The 25,102-nt window shown below is 72.0% G+C and carries 27 protein-coding genes and 1 pseudogene; 18 read left to right on the top strand and 10 right to left on the bottom strand.

The window, feature by feature from the left end:
• Window positions 1–4: 4 nt before the first annotated feature.
• Both der and ACFQS7_RS06495 read right to left on the bottom strand, forming a co-directional pair.
• Window positions 5–1,351 (bottom strand): ribosome biogenesis GTPase Der, encoded by a 1,347-nt coding sequence (gene der, locus ACFQS7_RS06500; protein ID WP_380066228.1) that lies wholly within the window; start codon window positions 1,349–1,351, stop codon window positions 5–7.
• 558 nt (window positions 1,352–1,909) lie between these two features.
• Window positions 1,910–3,040, bottom strand: coding sequence for a type III PLP-dependent enzyme (locus ACFQS7_RS06495; RefSeq protein ID WP_380066227.1), 1,131 nt, complete (start codon window positions 3,038–3,040; stop codon window positions 1,910–1,912).
• A 481-nt stretch (window positions 3,041–3,521) separates the two neighbouring features.
• On the opposite strand from ACFQS7_RS06495, the gene ACFQS7_RS06490 reads away from it, so the two are divergent.
• Both ACFQS7_RS06490 and ACFQS7_RS06485 read left to right on the top strand, forming a co-directional pair.
• Entirely contained in the window at window positions 3,522–3,800 is a 279-nt protein-coding gene (locus ACFQS7_RS06490; protein WP_380066226.1) for a hypothetical protein, read from the top strand.
• Window positions 3,801–4,115: 315 nt separating this feature from the next.
• Window positions 4,116–4,982, top strand: a complete 867-nt coding sequence (locus ACFQS7_RS06485; RefSeq protein ID WP_380067219.1) for a tripartite tricarboxylate transporter substrate-binding protein — start codon at window positions 4,116–4,118, stop codon at window positions 4,980–4,982.
• Window positions 4,983–4,991: 9 nt separating this feature from the next.
• Here the strand turns inward: ACFQS7_RS06485 and thiS are convergent.
• Window positions 4,992–6,011 (bottom strand): annotated as a pseudogene (thiS, locus tag ACFQS7_RS06480) (sulfur carrier protein ThiS).
• A 139-nt stretch (window positions 6,012–6,150) separates the two neighbouring features.
• Here thiS and aroQ point away from each other — a divergent pair.
• The 8 genes from aroQ to serA all read left to right on the top strand — a co-directional run bounded on the left by aroQ (window position 6,151) and on the right by serA (window position 12,070).
• Window positions 6,151–6,615 carry a type II 3-dehydroquinate dehydratase gene (gene aroQ / locus ACFQS7_RS06475; RefSeq protein WP_380066225.1) on the top strand — a complete coding sequence of 155 codons (465 nt, stop codon included), beginning with the start codon at window positions 6,151–6,153 and terminating at the stop codon, window positions 6,613–6,615.
• Window positions 6,612–7,118 carry an acetyl-CoA carboxylase biotin carboxyl carrier protein gene (gene accB, locus ACFQS7_RS06470; RefSeq protein WP_380066224.1) on the top strand — a complete coding sequence of 169 codons (507 nt, stop codon included), beginning with the start codon at window positions 6,612–6,614 and terminating at the stop codon, window positions 7,116–7,118. The genes aroQ and accB overlap by 4 nt, the downstream gene beginning before the upstream one ends.
• Window positions 7,119–7,308: 190 nt before the next feature.
• Window positions 7,309–8,670: an acetyl-CoA carboxylase biotin carboxylase subunit gene (accC, locus tag ACFQS7_RS06465; protein ID WP_380066223.1), complete on the top strand. Its 1,362-nt coding sequence runs from the start codon at window positions 7,309–7,311 to the stop codon at window positions 8,668–8,670.
• 104 nt (window positions 8,671–8,774) lie between these two features.
• Window positions 8,775–9,014 carry a hypothetical protein gene (locus ACFQS7_RS06460; protein ID WP_380066222.1) on the top strand — a complete coding sequence of 80 codons (240 nt, stop codon included), beginning with the start codon at window positions 8,775–8,777 and terminating at the stop codon, window positions 9,012–9,014.
• Window positions 9,011–9,295 (top strand): hypothetical protein, encoded by a 285-nt coding sequence (locus ACFQS7_RS06455; protein ID WP_380066221.1) that lies wholly within the window; start codon window positions 9,011–9,013, stop codon window positions 9,293–9,295. The genes ACFQS7_RS06460 and ACFQS7_RS06455 overlap by 4 nt, the downstream gene beginning before the upstream one ends.
• The gene (gene aat, locus ACFQS7_RS06450) at window positions 9,292–9,963 is read left to right on the top strand and encodes a leucyl/phenylalanyl-tRNA--protein transferase (RefSeq protein ID WP_380066220.1); all 672 of its coding nucleotides are present in this window, start codon (window positions 9,292–9,294) and stop codon (window positions 9,961–9,963) included. The genes ACFQS7_RS06455 and aat overlap by 4 nt, the downstream gene beginning before the upstream one ends.
• A complete protein-coding gene (locus ACFQS7_RS06445) occupies window positions 9,960–10,796 on the top strand; it encodes a hypothetical protein (protein WP_380066219.1) in 837 nt (278 codons plus the stop codon). Before aat ends, ACFQS7_RS06445 begins: the two co-directional genes overlap by 4 nt.
• Window positions 10,797–10,822: 26 nt before the next feature.
• Window positions 10,823–12,070, top strand: a complete 1,248-nt coding sequence (gene serA / locus ACFQS7_RS06440) for a phosphoglycerate dehydrogenase (RefSeq protein ID WP_380066218.1) — start codon at window positions 10,823–10,825, stop codon at window positions 12,068–12,070.
• 368 nt (window positions 12,071–12,438) lie between these two features.
• Here serA and ACFQS7_RS06435 read toward each other — a convergent pair whose 3' ends face one another.
• Together ACFQS7_RS06435 and ACFQS7_RS06430 are read right to left on the bottom strand one after the other, a co-directional pair.
• Window positions 12,439–12,837 (bottom strand): hypothetical protein, encoded by a 399-nt coding sequence (locus tag ACFQS7_RS06435; RefSeq protein ID WP_380066217.1) that lies wholly within the window; start codon window positions 12,835–12,837, stop codon window positions 12,439–12,441.
• A gap of 374 nt (window positions 12,838–13,211) precedes the next feature.
• Complete coding sequence (locus tag ACFQS7_RS06430) at window positions 13,212–13,808, bottom strand: Uma2 family endonuclease (RefSeq protein ID WP_380066216.1); 597 nt, start codon at window positions 13,806–13,808, stop codon at window positions 13,212–13,214.
• Window positions 13,809–14,098: 290 nt separating this feature from the next.
• Between ACFQS7_RS06430 and efp the strand changes: the two genes are divergently transcribed.
• The 5 genes from efp to ACFQS7_RS06405 all read left to right on the top strand — a co-directional run bounded on the left by efp (window position 14,099) and on the right by ACFQS7_RS06405 (window position 19,049).
• A complete protein-coding gene (efp, locus tag ACFQS7_RS06425; RefSeq protein ID WP_380066215.1) occupies window positions 14,099–14,668 on the top strand; it encodes an elongation factor P in 570 nt (189 codons plus the stop codon).
• Window positions 14,669–14,754: 86 nt separating this feature from the next.
• A complete protein-coding gene (locus ACFQS7_RS06420; RefSeq protein WP_380066214.1) occupies window positions 14,755–15,627 on the top strand; it encodes an inositol monophosphatase family protein in 873 nt (290 codons plus the stop codon).
• A gap of 99 nt (window positions 15,628–15,726) precedes the next feature.
• Window positions 15,727–16,242, top strand: coding sequence for a hypothetical protein (locus ACFQS7_RS06415; protein WP_380066213.1), 516 nt, complete (start codon window positions 15,727–15,729; stop codon window positions 16,240–16,242).
• A gap of 22 nt (window positions 16,243–16,264) precedes the next feature.
• Window positions 16,265–17,410, top strand: a complete 1,146-nt coding sequence (locus ACFQS7_RS06410) for a flagellar motor protein MotA (RefSeq protein ID WP_380066212.1) — start codon at window positions 16,265–16,267, stop codon at window positions 17,408–17,410.
• Between the two features lie 13 nt (window positions 17,411–17,423).
• Window positions 17,424–19,049 (top strand): peptidoglycan -binding protein, encoded by a 1,626-nt coding sequence (locus ACFQS7_RS06405; protein ID WP_380066211.1) that lies wholly within the window; start codon window positions 17,424–17,426, stop codon window positions 19,047–19,049.
• Window positions 19,050–19,196: 147 nt separating this feature from the next.
• Here ACFQS7_RS06405 and ACFQS7_RS06400 read toward each other — a convergent pair whose 3' ends face one another.
• Both ACFQS7_RS06400 and ACFQS7_RS06395 read right to left on the bottom strand, forming a co-directional pair.
• Window positions 19,197–19,907 (bottom strand): response regulator transcription factor, encoded by a 711-nt coding sequence (locus ACFQS7_RS06400; protein ID WP_380066210.1) that lies wholly within the window; start codon window positions 19,905–19,907, stop codon window positions 19,197–19,199.
• Window positions 19,908–20,067: 160 nt separating this feature from the next.
• Entirely contained in the window at window positions 20,068–20,400 is a 333-nt protein-coding gene (locus tag ACFQS7_RS06395) for a DUF1491 family protein (protein ID WP_380066209.1), read from the bottom strand.
• A 94-nt stretch (window positions 20,401–20,494) separates the two neighbouring features.
• On the opposite strand from ACFQS7_RS06395, the gene ACFQS7_RS06390 reads away from it, so the two are divergent.
• Complete coding sequence (locus tag ACFQS7_RS06390; RefSeq protein WP_380066208.1) at window positions 20,495–20,707, top strand: hypothetical protein; 213 nt, start codon at window positions 20,495–20,497, stop codon at window positions 20,705–20,707.
• Between the two features lie 45 nt (window positions 20,708–20,752).
• On the opposite strand, the gene ACFQS7_RS06385 is transcribed toward ACFQS7_RS06390, so the two are convergent.
• Window positions 20,753–21,364 carry a cytochrome b gene (locus tag ACFQS7_RS06385; protein WP_380066207.1) on the bottom strand — a complete coding sequence of 204 codons (612 nt, stop codon included), beginning with the start codon at window positions 21,362–21,364 and terminating at the stop codon, window positions 20,753–20,755.
• Here ACFQS7_RS06385 and ACFQS7_RS06380 point away from each other — a divergent pair.
• A complete protein-coding gene (locus tag ACFQS7_RS06380) occupies window positions 21,363–22,343 on the top strand; it encodes a hypothetical protein (protein ID WP_380066206.1) in 981 nt (326 codons plus the stop codon). The two genes, ACFQS7_RS06385 and ACFQS7_RS06380, sit on opposite strands and share 2 nt — an antisense overlap.
• Window position 22,344: 1 nt before the next feature.
• Here ACFQS7_RS06380 and ACFQS7_RS06375 read toward each other — a convergent pair whose 3' ends face one another.
• Window positions 22,345–22,536 carry a hypothetical protein gene (locus ACFQS7_RS06375; RefSeq protein ID WP_380066205.1) on the bottom strand — a complete coding sequence of 64 codons (192 nt, stop codon included), beginning with the start codon at window positions 22,534–22,536 and terminating at the stop codon, window positions 22,345–22,347.
• Window positions 22,537–22,738: 202 nt separating this feature from the next.
• Here ACFQS7_RS06375 and ACFQS7_RS06370 point away from each other — a divergent pair, with 202 nt between their 5' ends.
• Window positions 22,739–23,947: an MFS transporter gene (locus ACFQS7_RS06370; RefSeq protein ID WP_380066204.1), complete on the top strand. Its 1,209-nt coding sequence runs from the start codon at window positions 22,739–22,741 to the stop codon at window positions 23,945–23,947.
• 61 nt (window positions 23,948–24,008) lie between these two features.
• Here the strand turns inward: ACFQS7_RS06370 and ACFQS7_RS06365 are convergent, their stop codons facing one another.
• Window positions 24,009–24,824, bottom strand: coding sequence for a peptidoglycan-binding protein (locus ACFQS7_RS06365; RefSeq protein ID WP_380066203.1), 816 nt, complete (start codon window positions 24,822–24,824; stop codon window positions 24,009–24,011).
• Between the last annotated feature and the right edge of the window lie 278 nt (window positions 24,825–25,102).

The raw sequence follows: 25,102 nt of genomic DNA, 5'->3' as shown, positions 1-25,102 counted from the left end.
CCTGCTACCCCTCCGCCTCCGCGTAGGGGTTGCTCGTCCCGCGCAGGTTCAGCCGCACCGGCACGCCCGGCATGTCGAAGGCCTCGCGGAAGCCGTTCACTAGATACCGCCGGTAATCTTCCGGCAGTTGCTCCGCGCGGGTCCCGAAGATGGCGATCGTCGGCGGCCGCGCCTTCGGCATGGTCGCGTAGCGCAGCTTGATCCGGCGGCCATCGGCCAGCGGCGGCGGATGGCGGGTCATCATGTTCTCGAACCAACGGTTCAGCTCGCCGGTCGGGATGCGGCGGTTCCACAGCGCATAGGCCTGCCGCACCGCCGGCATCAGCTTGTCCACCCCGCGCCCGGTCTGCGCCGACAGCGCCACCACCGGGATGCCGCGCAGCTGCGCCAGGCTGGCCGTCAGCACGTCGTCCAGCTTGCGGCGGGTCGCCACGCGTTCCTCGACCGCATCCCACTTGTTGAAGGCGAGCACGATGCCGCGGCCCTCCCGCTCGGCCAGCCGGGCCAGGCGCAGGTCCTGCTCGTCCATCCCCAGCAGCGCATCCACCACCAGGATCGCCACCTCGCATTCCTTCAGCGCGGCGATCGAGGCGGCGGTGGACATCTTCTCCAGCGCCTTCTCGATCCGCGCCTTCTTGCGCAGCCCGGCGGTATCGACCAGCCGGACCCTGCCCCCGGTCGGGTCGGTCCATTCGACCGAGACGGAATCCCGGGTCAACCCGGGCTCCGGCCCGGTGATCATCCGCTCCTCGCCCAGCAGGGCGTTCAGCAGGGTGGACTTGCCGGCATTCGGCCGGCCGATGATGGCCAGGCGCAGGGGCCGGTCCGGGTCCTCCCGCTCGTCCTCCTCCAGCTCCTCCGGCAGGTTCTCGCGGATCGCGTCGTGCAGCTCGCCGATGCCGTCGCCATGCTCGGCGGAGACCGCCACCGGATCGCCGAGGCCCAGCTCATAGGCCTCCATCGCGGCATAGCCGCCCTGGCGGCCCTCGGTCTTGTTCGCCACCAGCACGACCGGCACGGTCTGCCGCCGCAGCCATTCGCCGAAGGCGCGGTCGGACGGGGTGAGCCCGGTCCGGGCGTCGACCACGAAGATCACCAGGTCGCTCTCGCGCACCGCCTGTTCGGAACTGGCGCGCATGCGCCCCTGGATGGTCTCCGGCGCCGCTTCCTCCAGCCCCGCGGTGTCGAGGATGCGCACGTCCCGGCCGCCGATGCGGGTCTCGGCTTCCTTGCGGTCGCGGGTGACGCCGGGCGTGTCGTCGACGATGGCGATCTTCCGCCCGACGAGGCGGTTGAACAGGGTTGACTTGCCGACATTCGGCCGGCCGATGACGGCGATGGTGGGGAGCATGGGGCACCCGATAGCCGAAACCGCGCGCCAGGGCCAATGGAAGCGGCTTTCTTCCCGTGCCTGCGGCTGGAAGGAGGAGGCTGGGGAGGCAAAGGCATCCCCGCCCCAAAGCCCACCCCTGCTTTCTCCGGGCTTGGCAGCGGCCTTGCTCGGGCATTGGCAGACCAAGGCGGCGCAATGGCTGCCGCGGACGGTCCCCGGCAATCGACCATGGCCATGGACGCGGCGGCGGAAGCGGCTGGTCCAGCCGCAGCGATACGCGCAGGTCGTGCGCCAGGGCGCCGGAGCAGACTGCCGCCAGCGCGCGTTCGGTCTGCCGGCAGGCGGCCTCCCCGGGCGGCAGTTCATCGGGCAGACGACGCCTGCGCGCAGCGAGCCTCACCAGGCAGCGCAGGCCGATGGAGGTCTCACGCCACGGGTGGCGTTGCTGCCCGGCATCCTCTGGCCACGGCACAGGATACGACGCGGCCAATGCCCACGCCGCGTCGGCGACACCGAACGGGCAGGATCCACGGGTCGCACCCCGTATGGGGTGCCCCCGCAGGCCCCGACGGGCCTCTAGACGTAATGCTCGGCCAGTGGGCGGAAGCCGTTGAAGGCCTGGCTGGCATAGGTCGTCACATAGGCGCCGGTCGCCAGCAGCTCCACCCGATCGCCGCAGTCGAGCGCCAGTGGCAACCGGTAGTTGGACTTCTCGTACAGCGTATCGGTGCTGTCGCAGGTCGGGCCGGCGATGGTCACCGGGCCGTCGACATCCCCGTCATGCGGCGTGCGGAAGGCATACTTGATCGACTCACCCTCGGTCTCGGCCAGTCCGCCGAAGCGGCCGATATCCAGGTAGACCCAGCGCACCGGGTCATTGTCCGCCTTGCGGGAAACCAGCACGACCTCGGCCGAGACCACGCCGGCATCGCCGACCATGAAGCGGCCCGGCTCGATGACGATCTCCGGCAGCGCATTGCCGAAATGCTGCGTCATGGCGCCCATGATGGCGGCGCCGAAATCGTCGATCTCCGGCACCTCGGCGCGATAGCGGACCGGGTAGCCGCCGCCGAGGTTGACCATGCGCAGGTTGATCCCGGCCTCCTTGAGGTCGGTGAACAGCATCGCCACGCGGCCGATCGCGGCCTCGTAGGCCACGGTCTTGGTCTGCTGGCTGCCGACATGGAAGGAGATGCCGTAGGGGTCGAGGCCGAGCTCGCCGGCCTGCACCATCAGCGCCTTCGCCATCTCGATGTCGCAGCCGAACTTGCGGTTCAGCGGCCATTCGGCGCCGTCGTTGCCGACCAGGATACGGCAATAGACCCGGGCACCCGGCGCGCTGCGGACGAGCTTCTTCAGTTCGGCCTCGGAGTCGAAGGCGTACATGGTGACACCGGCCTCGAAGGCGGCGCGGATCGCGCTCTCCTTCTTGATGGTGTTGCCGTAGGAGATCGCCTTCGGCGCGGCGCCGGCGGCGATGCAGGCCTGCACTTCCTCCAGGCTGGCCGCGTCGAAGCAGGAGCCGAGGCCGACCAGGCGCTCGAGGATCGGCGCGGCGGGATTGGCCTTCACCGCGTAGTAGACACGCGCCAGCGGCATCGCGCCCATCAGCCGGCGGTAATTCTCCTCCACCCGGTCCACGTCGAGGACGAGGCAAGGGGTGGCCGGCATATTCTCGCGTAGATAGCGGGCGACCTTCGGGGTCATGCCACCACCCTCCAAAGACAGGAAGGACCGCCCCCATGTTCCGGGACGGCGGCCCAAGATTGACGAAACGGTCGAACGAACCAGCGACCAAATGGACCGTGCGGAGTGACCCGAACGGGGTTGCCAGAACGCTTGACGTCGTTGCGTAAACCTTGCGCCGCGGTGACCCGATACTTGGCGCCGTTGTGGAGGAGCGCCGGGGTTCCGTGGGCCTGGGGCCAGAGGCACGTGCGTACTGCGTCTGGGGCGGCATATAGGCTCCCCCCCTCCCCATGCAAAGCGGAAAATCGATGCTGTCCGGATTTTTTTCCAGCAACCGTCGTCAGCGGCCGGAAACTCCCCCGGAAGCGGCCGAAGGTTCCGGGTGAAACGCCGGCCGTCACGCGAATCGGCCGGGAATCCACCGGCGAGCCAAGCGCCAGCGCCCTGCGCCTCCGCCGCCGAACATGTGCCGGATGGCGCCGGCATACCGGGCCCCGGCATGGGCCGCTTCCGGCCGGCGCTGCCCCGGCGGCACGCCGCCTGGCGAGACGTCGCCGGGATCCGTCACCTCGACGAAGCCGCGCGGGCCGGGGCGGAAGATGCCGAGGATGCCGACGCCGTAGGCCTCCCCCGCCTGGTTGCCGCGGGCGTGAAATGGCCTCCCTCCGCTGGCGCTTCCCCAAGCAGCGCGGCGACCGCGCCGGCCCCCGCCGGCTTCGCGGTGGTGGCGACGAAGCCGGATTTCGGCCTCGGCGCGCCGTTGCGGCATCGCCCTTGATGTCGGGCGCGGCGCGGGTCGACCGCCGCCCGGCCGGTGCTGTCGGCCAGGCCGCTGTCGACGACGATGCGGGCGGCCGACGGCGGCGGCTTTCCTGCGGCACAGCCAGGGTGCCGGCGGATTCCACGCCTGGCGACGCCCAGGCTGGCTCCGTCCCCCCATCCGGGTGCTGGCCTCGCCGCCAGGGCCGCGTCACGACGCCTCGGAGGAACTGCCATGCGCATCACCCGTCGCGGCCTCGGCACGGCTTTGGCCGGCCTGCCGGCAAGCCCCGCCTGCGCCCAGGGCTCCGCCTGACCGAACCGCCCGGTCCGGCTGGTCAGCCCCTTCGCACCCGGCGGGCCGCAGGACGTCCCCGGCCGCTTCTTCGTCGAGGCGCTGTCCCCGAAGCTCGGCCAGCCGCTGGTCTATGACAGCCGGGCCGGCGCCGGCGGCGCGGTCGGGATGCAGCATGTCGCGCAGGCGACCGACGGCCACAGCGTCCTCATCACCTCCAACGCCGTCGCCACCCTGCCGGCGCTGCGCCGCGACCTGGGCTTCGATCCTTTCGCCGGCCTGCTGCCGGTGACGCTGGTGATGCGGTCGCCCTTCACCTACGTGGTGCGCGCCGACGGCCCGGCGAGCTTCGCCGGGTTCCTGGCGCGGGCCCGGGCGGCGCCCAACCGGTTGACCTTCGGCAGTTCCGGGGTCGGCTCCTCGACCCACCTGACCACCGCGATGCTGATGCAGCAGGCCGGGGTGGCGCTGACCCATGTGCCCTATCGCGGCGCGCAGCTGACCATGAGCGCGCTCCTGGCCGGCGACATCGACTGCTTCGTCGGCGACCTCTCGGTCCCGCTGAAGCATATCCGCGCCGGCACCGCGCGCTGCATCGCGGTGACCACCGCGGCCCGCGCCCCGCTGCTGCCCGAGGTCCCGGCGGCAGGAGAGCTGGTGCCCGGCTTCCGCTCGACGCTGTGGTACGGGCTGTTCGCCGCGAGAGCGACGCCGCCGGAGGGGATCCAGCGGATGCTGGCCGAGCTGGCGCCGCTGCGCGCCCCGGGCGGCGAGTTGTCCCGCCGCCTGGCGGATCGCGGGGCGGAGCTGCTGCTGACCGGCCCGCAGCCACTGGCCGACCGGCTGGCGGCCGAGGTGCCGCAGTGGCGGGCGGTTGTGGCCGCCGCCGCGATCCAGGCGGAGTAGCCGCCGGCCTCAATTCCGGCCGAGGATGCCCTTGGCCAGCGGGCTGGACGGGTCGGCGGCGTATTGCCGCGGCATCCGCCCGGCCAGGAAGGCATGCCGCCCCGCCTCCACCGCCGCCCGCATCGCGCGCGCCATCCGCACCGGATCCTTGGCATGGGCGATGGCGCTGTTCATCAGCACCGCGTCGCAGCCGAGCTCCATCGCCAGCGCGGCATCGGACGCGGTGCCGACCCCGGCATCGACCAGCACCGGGACCTTCGCGTTCTCGATGATCGCCCGGATCATCACCGGGTTCTGGATGCCGAGCCCCGAGCCGATCGGCGCGCCGAGCGGCATGACGGCGACCGCGCCCATCTCCTCCAGCCGCTTGGCGGCGATCGGGTCGTCCGAGCAATAGACCATGACCTGGAAGCCGTCCTTCAGCAGCGCCTCCAGCGCCTCGAAGGTCGCCCGCATGTCGGGATACAGGAACGGCGGCGGCCCGAGGACCTCGAGCTTCACCAGGTTCCACCCCCCCGCCTCGCGCGCCAGCCGCAGGGTGCGGACCGCGTCCTGCGCGGTGAAGCAGCCGGCGGTGTTCGGCAGGTAGGTGTAGCGCTTGGGGTCGACGAAATCCTGCAGCATCGGCGCCGAGGGGTCGCCGAGGTTGACCCGCCGCACCGCCACGGTGACGATCTCGGCCCCGCTCGCGTCGATGGCGCGGCCGGTCTCCTCGAGGTCCTTGTAGCGGCCGGTGCCGACGATGAGGCGGGAGCGGAAGCGCAGGCCGGCGACCTCCCAGCTGTCGTCGTCGGCGGCGGTCATCGGGGTCGGGATGGTGTCCATGGCTCAGCCTCCGCCGATGAAGTGGACGATCTCCAGCTGGTCGCCGGCGCGGAGCGCCGTCGCGGCATAGGTGGAGCGGGGGACGATCTCCAGGTTGCGCTCGACCGCCACCTTGCGCAGGTCGAGCCCGATCCGCGCCAGCAGGTCGGCCACCGTGGCGGGTGCGGGGACTTCCCGCGGCTCGCCGTTCACCGTGATGGATATCGTCGCTCCCATGCGGCGGAACATGGCGAAGCCCGGGGGCCGGGGCAAGGCACCCGGGCAGCGGGTCTGCATCCCGCCGCTTGCGGCACGAAAACCCGCCGTGCTAGCGCATCACCCCCACCCGACAGGACAGCCTGCCGTGAGTCCGCCGCTGATCACCGTGCTGAACGGCCCGAACCTCAACCTGCTCGGCATGCGGGAGCCGGAGAAGTATGGCCACGCCACCCTCGACGATGTCGAGGCGCTGTGTGCCGAGACCGCCGAGGGGCTGGGCCTGGCGATCGACTTCCGCCAGACCAACGGGGAAGGCGAGCTGGTGACCTGGGTGCAGGAATGCCGCGGCCGTTCGGCCGGGATCGTCATCAACCCGGCCGGCTACACCACGACCTCGATCGCCCTGCTCGATGCGCTGCTGGCGGTCGGGCTGCCGGTGATCGAGGTGCACATCACCAATATCCATCGCCGGGAGGAATTCCGGCACCACAGCTTTGTGTCGAAGGCGGCCACCGGCGTCATCGCCGGCCTCGGCGTGCAGGGCTATGCCCTGGCGCTGCAGGCCATGGCGGGGCTGGTCGATCCGATCGACCCGGACGACGAAGAATGAGCAACGGCATCCAGTTCGACCCGGCGGCGATCCGGGCGCTCGCCCAGATCCTGAAGGACACCGACCTCACCGAGATCGAGCTGGTCGAGAAGGACAGCCGCATCCGCGTGGCCCGCAAGATCCCGGCGGCCGCGGCTCCGGTGCAGATGGGCTGGCCCGGGCCGATGCAGCCGGCGCCGGCCGCGTTGGCCGCCGCCCCGGCGCCCGCCGTGGTGGCGCAGACCGCGGCGCAGCTGGCGATGGAGGAAAGCCTCGACCTGGCCCGGCATCCCGGCCTCGTCGCCTCCCCCATGGTCGGCGTCGCCTATCTCTCGCCCGAGCCCGGCCAGCCGGCCTTCGTCACGCTCGGGTCCAAGGTGGCGCAGGGCCAGACCCTGCTGCTGATCGAGGCGATGAAGACCTTCAACCAGATCAAGGCGCCCAAGGCCGGCACCGTGACCCGCATCCTGATCGAGCCCGGCACGCCCGTCGAATACGGCGAGCCGCTGATGATCGTCGAGTGATGCCGTCCGATCGACGGAGGGCCGTACGGCCCGGAGACGTGAATCGGCCGGCCCGCGCGCAGTCCGATCGACGGAGGGCCGCAGGGCCCGGAGACGTGAATCGGCCGGCCCGCGCGCAGTCCGATCGACGGGGGGCCGCCGGGCCCGGAGACGTGAATCGGCCGGCTCCCGCGCGCGGCGCGAGGACCGCATGAAGATCGGCAAGGTCCTGATCGCCAACCGCGGCGAGATCGCGCTGCGGATCCACCGCGCCTGCCAGGAGATGGGCATCCGCACGGTCGCGGTGCATTCCACCGCCGATGCGGCGGCGATGCATGTGCGCCTCGCGGATGAAAGCGTGTGCATCGGCCCGCCCGCGGCGCGCGACAGCTACCTGAACGTCACCGCGATCCTGTCGGCCGCCGCCATCACCGGCGCCGATGCGGTGCATCCGGGCTACGGCTTCCTGTCGGAGAACGCCAATTTCGCCGAGATGGTCGAAGCCCATGGCCTCGCCTTCATCGGCCCAAGCCCCGACCATATCCGCATGATGGGCGACAAGATCGCCGCCAAGGATGCGATGCGCCGGCTCGGCGTGCCGCTGGTGCCCGGCAGCCTCGGCGCGCTCGCCTCGGTGGAGGAAGCCCGCGCGGTCGCGGCGGACGTGAAATATCCCGTGCTGATCAAGGCGGCCGCCGGCGGCGGCGGGCGCGGCATGAAGGTGGCGCATTCCGAGGACGAGATCGAGGAAGCCTGGCGCGTCGCCCGCACCGAGGCCAAGGCCGCCTTCGGCAACGACGAGGTCTATCTCGAGAAATACCTCGACCGGCCGCGCCACATCGAATTGCAGGTGATGGCGGACAGCCACGGCAATGTCGTCCACTTCGGCGAACGCGACTGCTCCCTGCAGCGCCGTCACCAGAAGCTGGTCGAGGAGGCAGGCTCGCCGGTGCTGAACGGCGCCGAGCGCGATGCCCTTGGCGCCCAGGTGACCCGGGCGCTGCGCGAGCTGGGCTACCGCAACGCCGGCACGCTGGAATTCCTCTGGCAGGACAACCAGTTCGCCTTCATCGAGATGAACACGCGGTTGCAGGTCGAGCACCCGGTGACCGAGATGGTCTGCGGCATCGACCTGGTGAAGGAACAGCTCCGCGTCGCGGCGGGAGAGAGGCTGGGCTACGACCAGTCGGAGATCCGCTTCCACGGCCATGCGATCGAATGCCGCATCACCGCCGAGGACCCCGACACCTTCGCGCCCTCCCCCGGCCGGGTGACCACCTACCACGCGCCGGGCGGGCTTGGCGTGCGGGTGGATAGCGCCTTGTACTCCGGCTACGCCGTGCCGCCGCACTACGACAGCCTCGTCGCCAAGCTGGTGGTGCATGGCGCGACCCGGGCCGAGGCGATCGCCCGGCTGCGCCGCAGCCTGGCCGAGATGGTGGTGGACGGCATCCAGACCACGCTGCCGCTGCACCGCGCCATCATGGAGGACCCGGAATTCCAGGCCGGGGACTACACCATCCATTGGCTGGAACGCTTCGTGGCGAAGCGGCAGGCGGCGGCGGGCGGGTAGGCCCGGCGCTGGCCTGAACCGGGCCACGGCGCCTTGCCCGCGGTTGCGGCCGGCGCTGGTGCAAGCGCGTGGCGCCGCGCCGGGCGGATGGCTATAGTCGGCCAATGTCGAGCCACAGCGTCGCCGAGGCGAGGGAGCGGTTGCCGGAGCCGGCCGTGCGCGCCTTGCGCGGCGCGCCGGTGGTGATCCTCGGCGACGGCCAGGTGGTGGCGGGGGCCAAGCAGGCCGGCCCGGTGACGCCGGCAGCCCTGGCCCGGCTCGACCGCCTCCGCTTCACCCCAGCGGAGCGTCCCGGCATCGATGCGGCAACGCTGATGCGCCGGTTGCGGGATCAGGGTCCGTGAGGCTCCGCCTCGGCGCCAGCCTGCTGGTTTCGCCGTTCCCGGCGGATGGGCACACCACCCTGGCGCAGGCCGTCACCGCCCGCAGCGCGCGCGGCGTCAGCGATGTCGCCGCGGACGTCGCCCAGGCCGGCGCCACGATCCGCCGGCTCGATGGCAGCCTTCGCGCGCCTGACGCCCGTCATCGGGGGCTGACCGGGCGGCCCGGCGCCCCCATCGCCGCCTTCGGTCGCGGCATGGCCACCGCGGCCGATGCCCTGGCAAGCCCAGCCGTGCCCGCATGAGCCGCCGCTCGATCGACATCACCCCGGACCTCATGCTGCGCGCCTACCGCGCCGGTCTCTTTCCCATGGCCGAGAGCCGGGGCGGCGACCGGCTCTACTGGCTGGACCCCGAGCGGCGCGGGATCATCCCGCTCGACGGCGGCTTCCACCTGCCGAAGCGCCTGCTGCGCACCGTGCTGCACAGCCATTACCGGGTCACCGCCGATGCCGATTTCGCCGGAGCCATCGCCGGCTGCGCCGCCCCCGCCCCGGGCCGCGAGGACACCTGGATCAACCCGGAGATCGAATCCCTTTTCCTGTCCCTGCACCGCCAGGGCCACGCCCACTCGGTCGAGGTCTGGGACGGCACCCGGTTGGTCGGCGGGCTGTACGGCGTCGTCCTCGGCGGCGCCTTCTTCGGCGAAAGCATGTTCAGCCGCGCCCGCGACGCGTCGAAGCTCGCTTTGGTCCACCTGGTCGCACGGCTCCGGCTCGGCGGCTTCTCGCTGCTCGACAGCCAGTTCCTGACCGAGCACCTGGCCCAGTTCGGCGCGCACGAGATTCCCCGCGCCGAATACAAGCGCCGCCTGGCCCATGCCGTGACCGAAGCCGCGCGCTGGCTCGCCGCCCCCGACCCGGCGGCGCTTGAGGCCGAGATCCGTGCCCTGCGGGAGCCCGCCGCGGCGTGACCACCCCCGAGGACCTGCTGGCGACGCCGACGCGGAAGAAGCGCGTCCAGGGCGGCCTGGCCACCGCCGACGTGGTGCTCTCGGCCCATGCCGGCGGCAACTCGGCGCTCTTCCCCCAGATCCTCGCGCTGCACGTGCCGGACGGCGCCGTCATTGCCGACGTCACCTTCGGCCAGGGCGTCTTCTGGCGCGACGTGGCGCCCGGCCGCTACACCCTCCTCCCCACCGACCTCGCCACCGGCACCGATTGCCGCGCCCTGCCCTATGCGGAGGGCGCGATCGACGCCCTCGTCCTCGACCCGCCCTACATGGAAGGCCTGCTGCGGCCCAAGGCGGAGACCCGCGGCGGCCTCGGCTCCCATGTCGCGCTGCGCGACTTCTATGCCTCGGGCGGGGCGCACGCCGCGCCCGGCGGCGGCCGCTGGCACCAGGCGGTGCTCGACCTGTACCTCGCCGCGGGGCAGGAGGCGCGGCGGGTGCTGCGCGACCACGGCATCCTCATCGTCAAGTGCCAGGACGAGGTCAGCGCCAACCGCCAGGAGCTGACCCATGTCCAGCTCGTCACCGGCCTGGCCGCGCTCGGCTTCTATGCCCGCGACCTCTTCGTCCTGGTCCGCGCCGGCCGCCCCGGCATCGCCCGGCTGCTCCGCCAGGTCCATGCCCGCAAGAACCACAGCTACTTCCTGGTCTTCCAGAAGGTCCCCGCCGGCCAGGACGTCGCCCGCTACCGCACCCGCGACCTGCCCCCGCGCCAAGCTCCGCCCGAAGCTCCGCCCCCTGGGCAACCCGGCCCCGGCTTGCTCGCGCTTCCACCAGCCGCCGATCCGGCCTAGACACCCGGCCCCCGCCGGAGCCACCCATGTCCGACCGCATCTCCCTCCCCAAGGACCGCATCAAGGTCCTGCTGCTGGAGGGCATCTCCGACAGCGCCGTCGAACTGCTGTCCGGCGCCGGCTACCAGAATGTCACCCGCATGGCCAAGGCGCTGGACGGCGCCGCGCTGGGCGAGGCCCTCCAGGGCGTCCACATGCTCGGCATCCGCTCCCGCACCCAGCTGCGGGGGGAGGCGCTGGCCGCGGCCGACCGGCTGATCGCGGTGGGATGCTTCTGCATCGGCACCAACCAGGTCGACCTCGACGCCACGCGCGGCCGCGCCATTCCCGTCTTCAACGCCCCCTTCTCCAACACCCGCAGCGTGGCGGAGCTGGTGATGGGCGAGGTCGTGATGCTGCTGCGCGGCATCCCCGACCGGTCGCGCTCCGCCCATGGCGGCGGCTGGGACAAGTCGGCCGAGGGCAGCTTCGAGGTGCGCGGCCGCACCCTCGGGCTGGTCGGCTACGGCAATATCGGCAGCCAGCTCTCGGTCCTGGCCGAGGCCTTCGGCATGCGCGTCATCTACTGGGACCACACCACCAAGCTGCCGCACGGCAATGCCCGGCCCTGCTCGTCGCTGGCCGAGTTGCTGGCCGAGAGCGACATCGTCACCCTCCACGTCCCGGAGACGCCCGAGACCATCGGCATGATCGGCCGCGCCGAGATCGCCGCGATGAAGCCGGGCGCCATCCTGATCAACAACGCCCGCGGCCTGCTGGTCGACCTCGACGCCGTGGCCGACGCCCTGCGCGCCCGCCACCTGCACGGCTTCGCGGCGGATGTCTTCCCCGAGGAGCCGGCCCGCAACGGCGAGCGCTTCGAAAGCCCGGTCCAGGGCCTGCCCAACGTCATCCTGACCCCGCATATCGGCGGCAGCACGCAGGAGGCGCAGTCCCGCATCGGCCAGGAGGTCGCCCGCAAGCTGATCGAGTACAGCGACACCGGCGCCACCATGGGCGCGGTGAACTTCCCCCAGGTGCAGCTGCCCGCCCGCCCCACCGGCGCCCGCTGGACCCATGTCCACCGCGACGCGCCCGGCGTGCTGTCCCGCATCAACGAGTCCTTTGGCAAGCGCGGCCTGAACATCGCGGCGCAGTACTACCAGACCTTCGGCGACCTCGGTTACGTGGTGGTCGAGAGCGTCGAGGCGCGCGCGGCGGCGGAGGATATCCTGGGCGAGCTGCGGGCCCTGCCGGGCACGCTGCGGGCGCGGCTGATCTACGAACGGGAGTAAAAGCCGCTCAACCCGGTTGAGGCCGATCCGGCCCGGATCGGCGCTGTGCCAGGGATCGCGCCGGTTTGCGCGCGGCGGGGCTTTGGATTTCAGGGATTGAGCGGGGTCGAGGCCCGGCGCGGTTTCGGACAAAGGCCGCTTGAAGGCCGGAGGGGCGCTGCCCCTCCAGGCCACCCCGCCAAAGGCCGAAAGGCCTCTGGACACCTCGGGTTCGGCATCCGCGCAGGTTTCGGACAAATACCCCGGGCGGGCCGGGGAAGCGGGGACATCCTGGCGGCAGTGACGCGGGCGGCGGGGCGCGTGCGGCATGGCCGGCCTCCTTGCCGGAGGCCGGAACGTATCATGAACCAGGGCGGTAATTCAACCGTTCAGGCGGCTTCGGCCCCGCGCTCGCGGCGGACGGCATCCTTGGCGCGGCGGCGGGCCTGGGCCTGCAGCCGGGCCAGGTGCGTCGCCGGCAGGGCGAAGGCCTCGAGCGCGGCGAAGCAGCGATGGGTCTCGGTGGTGGCGGCGAAGAAGCCGCGCAGGTCGCCGGACCGGCGGGCCAGGGCGGCGGCGGCCTCGGCCGCCTCGTAGTCGGCCAGCGCGGCGCGGAAGGCTGCCTGGCGGTGCGGGCAGCCCGTGAGGCGGAAGCCAGGGCCGCGGCGGGTCCATTCCAGGCCGAGCGGCGCGGGGGCGGCCGGGTCCGGCACGGGGGCGAAGAAATCGGCGGGCAAACGCGGCAAGGCCAACGGGCGGATGCCCGGCAGGCGGGTGATCGATTCCATCCCAGTCGCTCGCTTTATGGTCCAGCGGTTTTCGGGGCCAGGGGGCGCCCCGTGGCCGCGACCTTACCAAAGGCCGAGTCGTTCGGGGAGTAGGGGCAGGTGGTTTCGATGATGATGTGGATGGAATTTCGAGCGTGGCGTGTGGCGTTGCAGCGTGGTGGGGCGAGGAGCGTTTCGTTTTAATTTACGCATGAAAACGGGCTGGGCGGCCGACGGCGCGACCAAGCCGGGCAGCAGCTTGCAAGCGCGGCCGGACAGGTCGTTGCGGCTTCGGGCAAGGTCCCCGCGTTGCACGATTTCGGCCGGACGCGGCGCCCGCGTCCGATTGGTTCCCGCCGGAAAGGGTTCTCTCTCAAGGACGTGATCGGAAGCCCTCAGGTTTCGGGAGGGTCGCCGACCAGGCGGGACTGTGGACGGAAGCTCAGCCCTTCGTAGAACTCGGCCAGCGGCACGGCGATGCCGAGGCCGGGCAACGGCACCAGCATGTCCAGCCCGGCATGCGGGGCGGAGGTCCGATGGCCGTCCTCCCCGCGCGTGTGCAGGCGGAGGCGGGGCTGGTCCGGGTCGATGATCAGGATGTGCCGGAGCGAGGGCACGCTGCGGTACTCCTCCAACGTCTCGGTGCGGTCGAAATCGGCGGTGGAGGGCGAGAGGACCTCGGCGACCAGCGTGGGTTCGCTGGCGACGCGGGCCGTTTCGTCGAACCGGCCGCAATCCACCGCGGCGTCGGGGTAGCGGATATTGCGGTTGGGGATGCGGATGGCGGTATCGGCCGTGCCGGTGCGGCAGGGCGAGCCGCGTAGGCGGGTGGCAAGCGCCACGAGGAGGGTGGTGACGACGCGGTCGTGGCGCTGGGTGGCACCGACCATGGCGCGTGGGGCGCCGTCGACGAGTTCATGGCGGCGCTCCTGGCTTTCCAGCCAGGAGAGAAAGCTGTCTTCTGTCCAGAGACCTTCGGCGGTCGCCGTCACGCCACGCTCCCGGTTCGTCTTGGGTGCTCGCCTGGAGGTAGCATCGCGACAGCTTCCCCGACATGTCACAACGGAGCATAGCGGGACGGCCCAGATTCATTGCGCGAAAAACACGTGGGTTCCCCGGACCGGGCGATGCAGGGAGGTGCCGGATTGCCGCGGATCAGGGCCGCAGCCGCGCCCCCTTCCCTCCCGCCGCCCCTTCCCCTAAAACCGCCCCCCTCGCCCAGGCCTGCCACCCGGCGGCGCCTGCGCCCGCTCATTCACTCCACCCGGACAGGCAGCCCACCATGGCAAAGATGCAGGCCAACCAGATGCGTGCCGGCATGGTCATCGAATTCGAAGGCCAGCGCTACACCATCATTCGCCAGAACATCATGATCCCTGGCAAGGGCAATGCCATCATCCAGGTGGACATGCGCAACATCAAGACCGGGTCGAAGAAGGACCAGCGCTGGCGCACGGCCGATGTCGTCGAACGGCTGGAAACCTCGGACGAGGAGTTCACCTTCTCCTACGCCGAAGGCGACAACATCGTCCTGATGCACCCCGAGACCTTCGAGCAGACCACGGTCTCGAAGGACATCCTCGGCGACCGCCTGCCCTTCCTGGTCGAGAACATGACCGTCCAGGTCCGCATGATCGAGGGCGAGCCGGTGGCGATGACCCTGCCCGAGCAGGTGACGCTCGAGATCGTCGAGGCCGATCCGGTGGTGAAGGGGCAGACTGCCTCCTCCTCCTACAAGCCCGCGCTGCTGTCGAACGGCGTCAAGACCATGGTCCCGCCCTTCGTCACCCAGGGCGACCGCATCGTGGTGAAGACCGAGGACGGCTCCTACGTGGAGCGCGCCAAGGGCTGAGGCCCCGGCGGCCCCGCCCCAGGGGCCGCCCTTCCCGCCGACGCCTTGGCCCGCTTCCCCGCCGCCCCCAGGAATACCCCGCCGCCATGGCCTCCTCCCCCCGCCTCTCGCCCGCCCTCAACGTCGTCGTCGGCGCCGTCCAGAAGGCCGGCAAGCGTCTCCTCCGCGACTTCGGCGAGGTCGAGCAGCTGCAGGTCTCGGCCAAGGGCCCGGGCGACTTCGTCTCCGCCGCCGACATCCGGGCGGAGGAGACGCTGCGCCACGAGCTCTCCCGCGCCCGCCCCGGCTTCGCCTTCCTGATGGAGGAGAGCGGCGCGCACGGGGCCGACGACTGGGAATGGCGCTGGGTGGTGGACCCGCTGGATGGCACCAGCAACTTCCTGCACGGCATCCCGCACTGGGCGGTCTCGGTGGGGATCGAGCGACGGATCGACGGCGACAGGACCGAGATCGTCGCCGGCGTCATCTACAACCCGGCCTCGGACGAGCTGTTCTGGGCGGAGAAGGGCGTCGGCGCCTTCCTCAACGACAAGCGGCTCCGCGTCTCCGGCCGGCGGGAGATGAACCACGCGCTCTTCGCCACCGGCATCCCCTTCGCCGGCGTGCCGCGCAAGGCGGAGTTCTCGCAGATCCTCGGCCGGATCATGCCGCAGGTGGCCGGCGTCCGGCGGTTCGGCTCGGCCGCGCTCGACCTCGCCTGGGTCGCGGCCGGGCGGTACGACGGCTATTGGGAGCTCGGCGTCAGGAAGTGGGACATCGCCGCCGGCCTGGTGATGGTGCGGGAAGCCGGCGGCTTCGCCACCGACCCCGAGGGCGGCGACCCCTATGCGGAGGGCAATGTCGTCGCCGGCAACCAGGCGCTGCACGGCAAGCTGCGGGAAGTGGTGCAGGAAGGCATCGCCGCCGCCGGTGCCGCGCGCGGCCGCGCGGCGGATGCGGCCGCGGCGCCCCCTCCATAGGGTGAGTTTCCCAAGCCTGGCCCTTTCGCCTAGGCTTCCGGCACAGACATGGGGGCCGAATCCAGGGTGACGCGCAAACTGCCAGTCCGGCTGGCCCTGGTGGCCTGGACCCTGCTTGCCGCCGCCCCGCTGGCGGCGCAACCGGCGGCCGAGCCGGTGCCGGCCGAGCCTGCCGCCGCGCCGCCCGACCCGGCCAACCTGTCGCCCCGCCCTGCCCTCGCCCAGCCCGTGCCGGCCGCCGCCATGCCTCGCCCCTTCGCCCTGCCGCCGGGGATGGAAGCGCGGCCGGACGGCGCCTGGCGGCTGCGCTTCGCCCAAGGCGCGGAAGCCGCGCCGCCCGCCGCAGATGCCGCCCTGGCCGAGCTGGGCCGCCGCCTCGCCGCCGGGCCGGACGGGCGCGTGGTGGTGCTGGCCCAGGCCAGCGGCCCGGCCGATGTCTCCACCGCCCGCCGGGTCAGCCTGGCCCGCGGCCTCGCGGTGAAGGAGGCGCTGGTCGCCGGCGGCCTGCCGCCGACCCGGGTCGACATCCGCCCGCTGGGCCGGACGCCGGAGGCTGCCGATGCCGTCGATGTCCAGCCGCCCCCTGCCCGGTCCGCCCCTGGGCCCGCCCGGTGACGCGCCTGAGGAGCCCGGGCCGATGACCCCACCGCTTCGCTTCCTCTGGCGCATGCTCGGCTTCCTCGCCGTGGTCGCGCTGGTCGCGGTGCTGCTCGCGCCGCAGCTGGCCAGCGCCTTCGCCAGCAACCTGGTGCTGAACAGCCTGATCGTCGGCGTGCTGCTGATCGGCGTCGCCTGGAACCTGCGCCAGGTGATGGTGCTGCGGCCGGAGGTCGACTGGCTGGAGCATTTCCGCAGCCCCAAGCACGGCGCCCCGGCCCAGCCGGCGCCGAAGCTGCTGGGGCCGATGGCCAGCATGTTCCAGGCGCGGCGGTCGGACCGGCTCAGCCTGTCGGCGGGGGCGATGCGCAGCGTGCTGGACGGCATCGGCTCGCGGCTCGACGAATCGCGCGAATTGTCGCGCTACATGACGGGGCTGCTGATCTTCCTCGGCCTGCTCGGCACCTTCTGGGGCCTGCTGCTGACCATCCAGTCGGTCTCCGACGTGATCGGCGGCATGTCGGTCGGGTCGGGCGACCTGAACCAGCTGTTCAACCAGCTCAAATCCGGCCTGGCGCAGCCGCTGCAGGGCATGGGGACGGCCTTCTCGTCGTCCATGCTCGGCCTCGCCGGCGCGCTGGTGCTGGGCTTCCTCGACCTCACCGCCGGCCAGGCGCAGACCCGCTTCTACAACGAGCTGGAGGAATGGCTGGCCGGGATCACCCGGCTGTCCTCCGGCGTGCTCGGCGACGCCGGCGGGGATGGCGGCAACGTCCCGGCCTATGTCCAGGCGCTGCTGGAACAGACCGCGGAGAACCTCGAAGGCCTGCAGCGCATCCTGGCGCGCGGCGAGGAAGGCCGCGCCCAGACCAGCCAGGCGATGATGACGCTGACCGAGCGGCTCTCGACCCTGACCGACCAGATGCGTGCCAGCCAGACGCTGATGCTGCGGGTGGCGGAACAGCAGGCCGCGCTCGGCCCCGCCCTGCAGCGGCTGGCCGATGCCCAGGCCGCGCCGGCGGCGGACGAGGTGGTGCGCGGCCATCTCCGCAACACCGAGATCTACCTGTCCCGGATGCTGGAGGAGATGACCACCGGCCGCGCCCAGGCGACCGCCGAGCTGCGCAGCGAGATCAAGCTGGTCGCCCGCACCATCGCCGCCCTGGCCGAGGAGCAGCCGCGGTGAGGCGGCGCGCGCCATGGCGCTAGGCGGCAACCGCCGCAACCGCGGCGGCGGCGGCCTGGATGCCTGGCCGGGCTACGTGGACGCGCTGTCCACGCTGCTCATGGTCATCATCTTCGTCCTGCTGGTCTTCGTCCTGGCCCAGGGCTTCCTCAGCGTCGCGCTGTCCTCGCGCGACCGCGCGCTGGACCGGCTGAATGCGCAGGTGGCCGAATTGGCCGAGATGCTGGCGCTGGAACGCGGCCAGGCGACCGAATTGCGCTCGGCCCTCGCCCGCACCACCGACGAGCTGCGCGCCGCGGCCTCCGCCCGCGACCTGCTGACCACCCAGTTGCGGGAGACCCGCGAGGCGCGCGACCGCCTGGGCGGCGAGCGCGACGCGGCCCAGGCCGAGCGCGAGCGGCTCACCGCCCGCCTCGCCGACCTGGAATTGTCCAACCGCGGCGGCGCCGAGCGCCTCGCCTCCCTGGAGCAGCAACTGGCCGAGGCGCTGCGCCGGGCCGAGAGCGTCGGCGGCGACGCCGCGCAGACCATCCGCCGCCTCACCGATACCGGCCGGGCGCTGACCGCCGAGCAGGCCGCCCGGCAGCGCAGCGAAGCCCGCATCGCCGAGCTCGACAGGCAGCTGGCCGACAGCCGCGGCGCGACCGAGACGGTGCGGCGCGAGCTGGCCGCCCTGCAGCGGCAGTTGCAGGACGCCCAGGGCCAGCTCGCCGAAAGCCAGAAGCAGCTCGCCGCCATGCGGGGCGAGATGGCCGCGCTCGACCGCCAGGTGACGGTCGGCAAGGCCACGCTGGAAGCCCGGCTGTCCGACATCGCCAGGCTCGGCGAGCAGGTCCGCAGCCTGACCGCGCTGCGCGACCAGCTGGAACGCCAGGCGCAGGACGCGCTCCGCCGCGCCGGCGAGGCAGACCGCGCCCGGACCACCGCCGAGGCCGCCGGCACGACCGAGGCCGAGCGCCGCCAGGCCGCCGAGCGCGCCGCCGCCGAGCAGGGGCGCCTCGCCGACAGCGCCCGCGCCCAGGTCGCCCTGCTGACCCGGCAGATCGAGGAGCTGCGCAGCCAGCTCGGCCGGCTGACCGCGGCGCTGGAGGTGGCGGAGAATTCCGGCCGCGACAAGGACGCGCAGATCCTCGCCCTCGGCACCCGGCTGAACGCCGCGCTGGCGGCACGGGTCGAGGAGCTGCAGCGCTACCGCAGCGACTTCTTCGGCCGGCTGCGCGACGTGCTGGGCGACCGGGCCGACGTGCGCATCGTCGGCGACCGCTTCGTCTTCCAGTCCGAGGTGCTGTTCCCGCCGGCCAGCGCCGATCTCTCCACGCCCGGGCAGCAGCAGATCCGCGAGATCGCCCGCGTGCTGCAGGAGATCGCGGCGCGGATCCCGCCCGACGTGAACTGGCTGCTGCGGGTGGACGGCCATGCCGACCGCCTCCCGATCCGCGGCGGCGGCCGCTACGCGACGAATTGGGAGCTATCGGCGGCCCGCGCCATCGCGGTGGCGCAACTGCTGATGGCCGAAGGCCTGCCGCCGAACCGGGTGGCGGCGACCGCCTTCGGCGACAACCAGCCGCTCGATCCGGCGGAGACGCCGGAGGCCTATGCGCGGAACCGGCGGATCGAGCTGCGGCTGACCGACCGGTAGGCAGCAAGGCCGGCGGGGGACAAGGATTCCCTCACCGGACCGCAGCCTTCCCGTGTGGGGGCCTGGCGGCTGCCGCGCGGCCGATGCCGATCCGGAGGCGCGGAAGCGGGTCCGGGGGGATGCTTCCCCCCTGGACTTGGCGATTGCTCAGATGGCTGGCGCCACCGGATCCAGCTTGTAGCCGCCGCCTTCGGTCAGCAGCAGCCGCGCATGGGTCGGGTCCGGCTCGATCTTCTGCCGCAGCCGGTAGATATGCGTCTCCAGCGTGTGGGTGGTGACCGCGCTGTTGTAGCCCCAGACCTCGTTCAGCAGGATCTGCCGCGGCACCGGCTTGCCGCCGGCGCGATACAGGAATTTCAGGATCGAGCTTTCCTTGTCGGTCAGCCGGACCTTGCGGTTGCGGCCCGGCTCCAGCAGCAGCTTGGCGCTGGGGCGGAACAGATAGGGCCCGATGGTGAAGACCGCGTCCTCCGAATTGTCGAAAACCCGCAGCTGGGCGCGGACCCGGGCCAGCAGTTCCGGCAGCCGGAACGGCTTGGCGATATAGTCGTTCGCCCCGGCGTCGAGGCCGCGCACCACGTCCGATTCGGCATCCGCGCCGGTCAGCATGATGACCGGCATCCGCTTGCCGTCGCGCCGCAGCTTGGCGCAGAAGTCGCGGCCGTCGCCGTCCGGCAGGCCGATGTCCAGCAGGATCGCATCGTAGCGGACATCGCCGTCGGCCATCTTGGCCGTGGCCTCGGCGGCGCTTTCGGCCTCGTCGGCGGTGAAGTCGCCTTCCATGGCGATCTGTTCGGCGAGGGTCGCGCGCAGCGCGGCGTCATCCTCCACGATCAGGATTGGGCGAGGAGTGGCCATGCGACCTCCGAGACGTGATGGAATCCTGAGTCGATCACTTTGCAATCCTGCGCGATGCTCAACCCGTCGGAAGTGATTGAAACCATCGGGCGAGAAAACGCACCTCACGGACGCGTTGAAACGCCTACACAATTTTGCGATGAGTGGATTTGGACCGCTTCTAGAGCAATTTTCCTTCGAAGGGCGGCTTCAGGTCGGGGGCGTCGAACTCTACCACCCATAGATCCGGGTCGCGTTTCACCTGTCGCGCGACATACGCATCAGTGGTTGATTCGTCGACCGGCGCCGCTCCCGTGCCGCGCAACCAAGCCGGCCGGCCCTCGGCATCGCGTACCTGGCTGAGCACCACGAGTCCCTCGCGGCCCCGCAGCACGCATAGGATTCCGCCCGAATCGGGGTCGCCCTTGCGCAGCACCGCGCCGCTGCGCCCGGCGCTGTCCGCCAGCCGCAACGCCATCGAGACCCAGATCCCCGCCTTCACCCGTGCTTCCATGCGGCGCATAGGGACCCGAACCGGACTGCCGTTCAAGCCCCCGCTTGCCCAGGCGCGCTGCCTCCGCCACATCACCGGCGTCGAAGAGGTTCCCATGGATCAACGCAAGATGACCGAGGCCCAACGCGCCTATGAGGCGAAACGGGCTGCCAAGGCGGGGATGAGCCTGGACAGGTGGCTCGCCAACAAGGAGAAGGACGCCGCCGCAGAGCGCGCCCAGGCTGAAAAAGCCGCCAAGGCGGAGGCAACTCCCAAGAAGCCAGGCTTCTTCACCCGGCTTCTGGAGAAGGCGCAGAAGCCGATCTGATGGACCTGTTGCGACAACGCAGCGGATGACCGGTGGGTTCCCGTTTCAGGTCATCCGGTGCAGCGTGCCGTCGCGACGGATGGCCTGGTGGTAGATCGCCCCGCCGACATGCAGCACCAGCAGCACCAGGATCGACCAGCCGCCGATCGTGTGCAGCGTCTGCACCACCCCGGCCAGGTCGGTGTTCGGTTCCATGAATTTGGGCAGGTCGATGAAGCCCAGATAGGCGGTGGCGCCCTGCATCGGGAAACCCCAGGCGTTGGTGGCGACGAAGCCCAGCACCGGCTGCAGCAGGATCAGGGCATAGAGCGCGTGGTGCACCCCCGCGGCGGCCTTCCGCAGCGGCACCGGCACGTGGTCCGGCAGCGGCGGCGGCCGGTGGGTCAGCCGCCAGAGCAGCCGCAGCACCACCACGAAGAACAGCGTCAGCCCGGCCGATTCATGGATGGCATAGGCGCCGTACTTGATGGCATTGGCCGCGGCCAGATAGGCCTGGGCCGCGGCGTCGTCCGGCTTCAGGATCGCCGCGTCGGGCGTGGTGAAGTAGCCGATCAGGAAGCCGCCCGGCAGGGCGATGCCGATCAGCGCCGCGCTGATCCAGTGGAACCACTTGGCCGGGGTGCTGTAGGCGAGGACGGGCGCATCCGTTGAGGCCATGACGATCTCCTTCTCCGCGGCCTACAGTGTGGCACGACCCGCCGCCGCTGCGGCTGACATGATCGCCGCCCATGCGGATTGGAGCACCGACCCGCGCAAGCGCTGGATGACCTGGGCCCGCCGGCAGGATGGGCAATGGCGCGCCGCGGCGCCGGAGCCGGTGGGCGAGGTCGGGGCGCTGCTGCCGCGGCTGCTGGCGGCCGGGCTGCCGGTGGCGCTCGGGCTCGACCTGCCGCTGGGCGTCCCGCGCGAATTCGCCGCCCGGCGCCCGGAAGCGGGCTTTGGCGACTTCCTCCGCGGCCTGGCGGACAACCCGGACTTCTTCCGGGTCAGCGCCGGGCTGGACACCGTTTCCCCGGCGCGTCCCTTCTACCCGCAGCGCGGCATCGCCGGGATGACCCGGGCGGCGCATGCCGCGGCCCTGGACCTCACCGGCCCGCTCGGCCTGTCCCGGCTGTGCGACCGCGCCACCGCGCAACGCCCGGCCGGCGCCCCGCTGTTCTGGACGCTGGGCGCCAACCAGTCGGGCAAGGCGGCGATCGCCGCCTGGCGCGACTGGATCGTCCCCGGCCTCGCCGCCGGCGCGCCGATCCGGCTATGGCCCTTCGAGGGTGGGCTGCACGCCCTGCTGGCGCCGGGCACCGCCGTGCTGGCCGAGGTCTACCCGGCCGAGGCGCTGCGGCATTGCGGCCTGAAGCTGGCCGGCAGCAAGCGGGCCGAGGGGCCGCGCCGTGCCCTGGCGCCGGCGCTGCGGGCCGTGCTGGCGGCGCGCGGGGTGCGGCCCGACCCGGCCCTTGCCGCCGCCGTCGAGGCCGGGTTCGGGACCGATGCGGCCGGCGAGGACCGCTTCGATTCGGTCATCGGCCTGCTTGGGCTGATCGGCGTGCTGGACGGGGCGCGCCCGGATTTCGTCCCGGACGACCCCTGGGTGCGGGCCTGGGAAGGCTGGGTGCTCGGCCAGACCGCCCTGCCCCGCTGAGCTATCCGGCCTGGCGGGGGCGTGCCGGCAGCCCGGCGAAACTGGCGATCGCCTCGAAATCGGCGATGTCGAAGACCGCCTCGCGGGGCGCCTCCGGCATCGGCCGCGGCGGGACCGGCGCCGCCGCGGGGCCGCGGCGCAGTCCCGGCCGGTCCATGACCATGGTCTGGTCGTGCTTGCGATCCGTATCCATTCCGTACTCTCCCTCGTCAGGCAGGGTCCCGCGTGGGCTACGGCAGGAAGACGCCGGCCGGATGCGATCCGTTCCGCGCCCCGGGGCCGGTGATTCATCTTGTTACATTGCCTTGCAGACGGTGAAGACATCGCCGGGAAGCATGGCAGGGTCGGCGCCCCGCGCGCTTGTTGCCGGGTCGGCCCTCCCGTTTCATGCGACGATGCGCACCAGCCCTTCGTCCAACGCCGTCTGGATCACCGTCGCCGCCGCCGCCGCGTCGATCAGCCTGGCGCTGGGGATGCGGCAGACCTTCGGCCTGTTCCTGCTGCCGCTCTCGGCCGAGGCGGGCATCTCGCCCGCCGTGCTCGGCACCGCGGTCGCCATCCACAACCTGGTCTGGGGCCTCTCCCAGCCGGTCACCGGCGCGCTGGCGGACCGCCACGGCGCTGGCCGGGTGATGGCGGCGGGAGCGCTGCTGCTGGCCGCCGGGGTCGGCCTGCCGGCGCTCTGGACCTCGGCGCCGGCGATCCTCATCGGCATCGGCCTGCTGACCGGCATGGGGGTGTCCTGCTGCGGCACCGGCGCGGCGCTGGCCGCCGTCGGCCGCGCGGTGCCGGCGGCACGCCGGGGCGAGATGATCGGCCTGGCCTCGGCCGGCGGGTCGCTCGGCCAGGCGGCGATGGTGCCGCTGGCGCAGGGCCTGATCGGCGGGGTCGGCGCCATCGCCACCCTCGGCATCCTCGGGCTGTCGCTGCTGGTGATCCTGCCGATCTCCCGCGCCATCGAATGGCAGGCGCCGCAACAGGTGCCGGGCCGGCAGGCGACCGGCCTGGCCGGGCTGCCCGACCTGGCGCGGACGGCGCTGGCCGACCGTGGCTTCGCCCTGCTGACCGCGGGCTTCTTCGCCTGCGGCTTCCAGCTCGCCTTCCTGACCATGCACCTGCCGAGCCACCTGACCATCTGCGGCCTGCCGGCCGGGCTGGGGGCGATGGCGCTGATGACGGTCGGGCTGTTCAACATCCCCGGCAGCTGGCTGTGCGGCCGGGTGAGCAACTTCATGCAGCCGGAACGCGCGCTGGCGATCATCTACGCGGTGCGCACCGTGGCGATCGCCTGCTTCGCCTTCACCACGCCGAGCTATGCCGGCACCATCGTCTTCGCCGCGGTGATGGGCTTCGTCTGGCTGGGCTCCATCCCGCTGACCAGCGCGGCGATCTCGCAGCGCTTCGGCGTGGCCGATCTCGGCGCGCTCTATGGCGTCTGCTTCCTTAGCCACCAGGTCGGCGGCTTCCTGGGCGCGGCGGCCGGGGCGGTGCTGCTGGAGACGGCGGGCAGCTACCAGGCCTTCTGGCCGGTGATGATCGCGGTGGGCATCGCGGCCAGCGTGGTGAATTGGATGGTGCGGGCACCGGCCCGCATCGCCGCCTGACGCCCCATGCCGTGCCCTCGGGCGCCGGGCGGCCGCAGGTCGCGCAATGCGGGCCTCGGCATCACGCCGGCTGCAACGCGGCCTGCCCCGCGGCCCCGACCAGGCCCAATGCCGCCAGAGTCTGGCGCCCCGCGACGCCGTCCACCGCCAGGCGCTTGCGGCCCTGGAAGGCCATCACCGCGGCCTGGGTGTCGCGGCCGAAGTCGCCGTCGACAAGCAGCCCGGCGCCATGCAGGTTCAGCGCCGCCTGTAGCTCCCTGACCTGCGGCCCGCGGTCGCCGAGCGAGAGCATGCTGGCCGTCGGCGGCTTGACGGCACCGCCACCGAAGGCCCCCTGCGCCGCCCAGGCCCGGATCAGCCCGTCGCTTGCCTCGAAATGCATGCCGTCCTCGGTGCGGAAGCCGGCGCCCCAGTACCAGTCATGCGCGTTGAAGATCGGCGCGATGCGCACCAGCCCGGCCTGCACCAGGCCGTCCCCGCGGGGGTCGAGCTTGCCGGCCAGGGTCAGGTCGATGGCGGTGCCCCAGCTATGGTTGCTGATCGCCGTGGTGGAACCGCGCACGAAGCGGGCACACAGCATGCCGGCGCTGCCGAGGATGGCGTGGATGTCGGGCTCCCGCGCCGCGATGTCCGCCATGATGCGCTCGAGGCTGTCGACCGCCGGCTCCAGGCCGCGGACCTTCATTGGGCCGACCCGGCGGGCGACGATCAGCGGCTTGATGCGCGGGTTGGTCGGCTCGCGGCAGTCCTCGCCATAGTCGGCGCGCGGGTTGCCCAGCAGCGCGAGCATCGTGGCCTGCTTGGCATTGACCACGGTGCGGCCGTCCGGCGTGCGGTTGATGTTAGGCGGCACGGCGACGAGTTGGGTGGGCTCCATGGCGGCATCCTCCCCGCCGCGTCGCCGGGATGGGGCGCGGCGCACGGGGAAGCCTCATGGGAAAGCCGGGGCCGCGACGATGCGCTGGGATACAGTCCGGCGCCCCGGGCTCGAGTCTGTCAGGCCCAACTTGAACACCGCCTACTGCGAGCTGCCTGATATGGCTTGTGAATTTGGGAAAATCAGGGGCGCGTGGCACTACGCCTGGGTCGCCCCCGGCGTTTGGGCAAAGTGTCGGGCGTTTGCGCTGGCGGCGACTGCCCAAGCGGCCTGACCCG

The organism is Dankookia sp. GCM10030260 (assembly GCF_042666655.1).
Classification (GTDB): Bacteria; Pseudomonadota; Alphaproteobacteria; order Acetobacterales; family Acetobacteraceae; genus Paracraurococcus.
Note: the sequence above shows the minus strand (reverse complement) of the source record. Positions and strands in the feature narration are given on the sequence as shown.

Coding starts and splice junctions, on each gene's coding strand:
- der (WP_380066228.1), bottom strand. CDS start 1,351: ATGCTCCCCACCATCGCCGTCATCGGCCGGCCGAATGTCGGCAAGTCA.
- ACFQS7_RS06370 (WP_380066204.1), top strand. CDS start 22,739: ATGCGCACCAGCCCTTCGTCCAACGCCGTCTGGATCACCGTCGCCGCC.
- ACFQS7_RS06420 (WP_380066214.1), top strand. CDS start 14,755: ATGGCCTCCTCCCCCCGCCTCTCGCCCGCCCTCAACGTCGTCGTCGGC.
- accC (WP_380066223.1), top strand. CDS start 7,309: ATGAAGATCGGCAAGGTCCTGATCGCCAACCGCGGCGAGATCGCGCTG.
- ACFQS7_RS06385 (WP_380066207.1), bottom strand. CDS start 21,364: ATGGCCTCAACGGATGCGCCCGTCCTCGCCTACAGCACCCCGGCCAAG.
- ACFQS7_RS06435 (WP_380066217.1), bottom strand. CDS start 12,837: ATGGAATCGATCACCCGCCTGCCGGGCATCCGCCCGTTGGCCTTGCCG.
- ACFQS7_RS06395 (WP_380066209.1), bottom strand. CDS start 20,400: ATGGAAGCACGGGTGAAGGCGGGGATCTGGGTCTCGATGGCGTTGCGG.
- ACFQS7_RS06375 (WP_380066205.1), bottom strand. CDS start 22,536: ATGGATACGGATCGCAAGCACGACCAGACCATGGTCATGGACCGGCCG.
- ACFQS7_RS06495 (WP_380066227.1), bottom strand. CDS start 3,040: ATGACCCCGAAGGTCGCCCGCTATCTACGCGAGAATATGCCGGCCACC.
- ACFQS7_RS06490 (WP_380066226.1), top strand. CDS start 3,522: ATGGGCCGCTTCCGGCCGGCGCTGCCCCGGCGGCACGCCGCCTGGCGA.
- ACFQS7_RS06380 (WP_380066206.1), top strand. CDS start 21,363: ATGACGATCTCCTTCTCCGCGGCCTACAGTGTGGCACGACCCGCCGCC.
- ACFQS7_RS06390 (WP_380066208.1), top strand. CDS start 20,495: ATGGATCAACGCAAGATGACCGAGGCCCAACGCGCCTATGAGGCGAAA.
- ACFQS7_RS06410 (WP_380066212.1), top strand. CDS start 16,265: ATGACCCCACCGCTTCGCTTCCTCTGGCGCATGCTCGGCTTCCTCGCC.
- accB (WP_380066224.1), top strand. CDS start 6,612: ATGAGCAACGGCATCCAGTTCGACCCGGCGGCGATCCGGGCGCTCGCC.
- efp (WP_380066215.1), top strand. CDS start 14,099: ATGGCAAAGATGCAGGCCAACCAGATGCGTGCCGGCATGGTCATCGAA.
- ACFQS7_RS06460 (WP_380066222.1), top strand. CDS start 8,775: ATGTCGAGCCACAGCGTCGCCGAGGCGAGGGAGCGGTTGCCGGAGCCG.
- serA (WP_380066218.1), top strand. CDS start 10,823: ATGTCCGACCGCATCTCCCTCCCCAAGGACCGCATCAAGGTCCTGCTG.
- aat (WP_380066220.1), top strand. CDS start 9,292: ATGAGCCGCCGCTCGATCGACATCACCCCGGACCTCATGCTGCGCGCC.
- ACFQS7_RS06405 (WP_380066211.1), top strand. CDS start 17,424: ATGGCGCTAGGCGGCAACCGCCGCAACCGCGGCGGCGGCGGCCTGGAT.
- ACFQS7_RS06365 (WP_380066203.1), bottom strand. CDS start 24,824: ATGGAGCCCACCCAACTCGTCGCCGTGCCGCCTAACATCAACCGCACG.
- ACFQS7_RS06400 (WP_380066210.1), bottom strand. CDS start 19,907: ATGGCCACTCCTCGCCCAATCCTGATCGTGGAGGATGACGCCGCGCTG.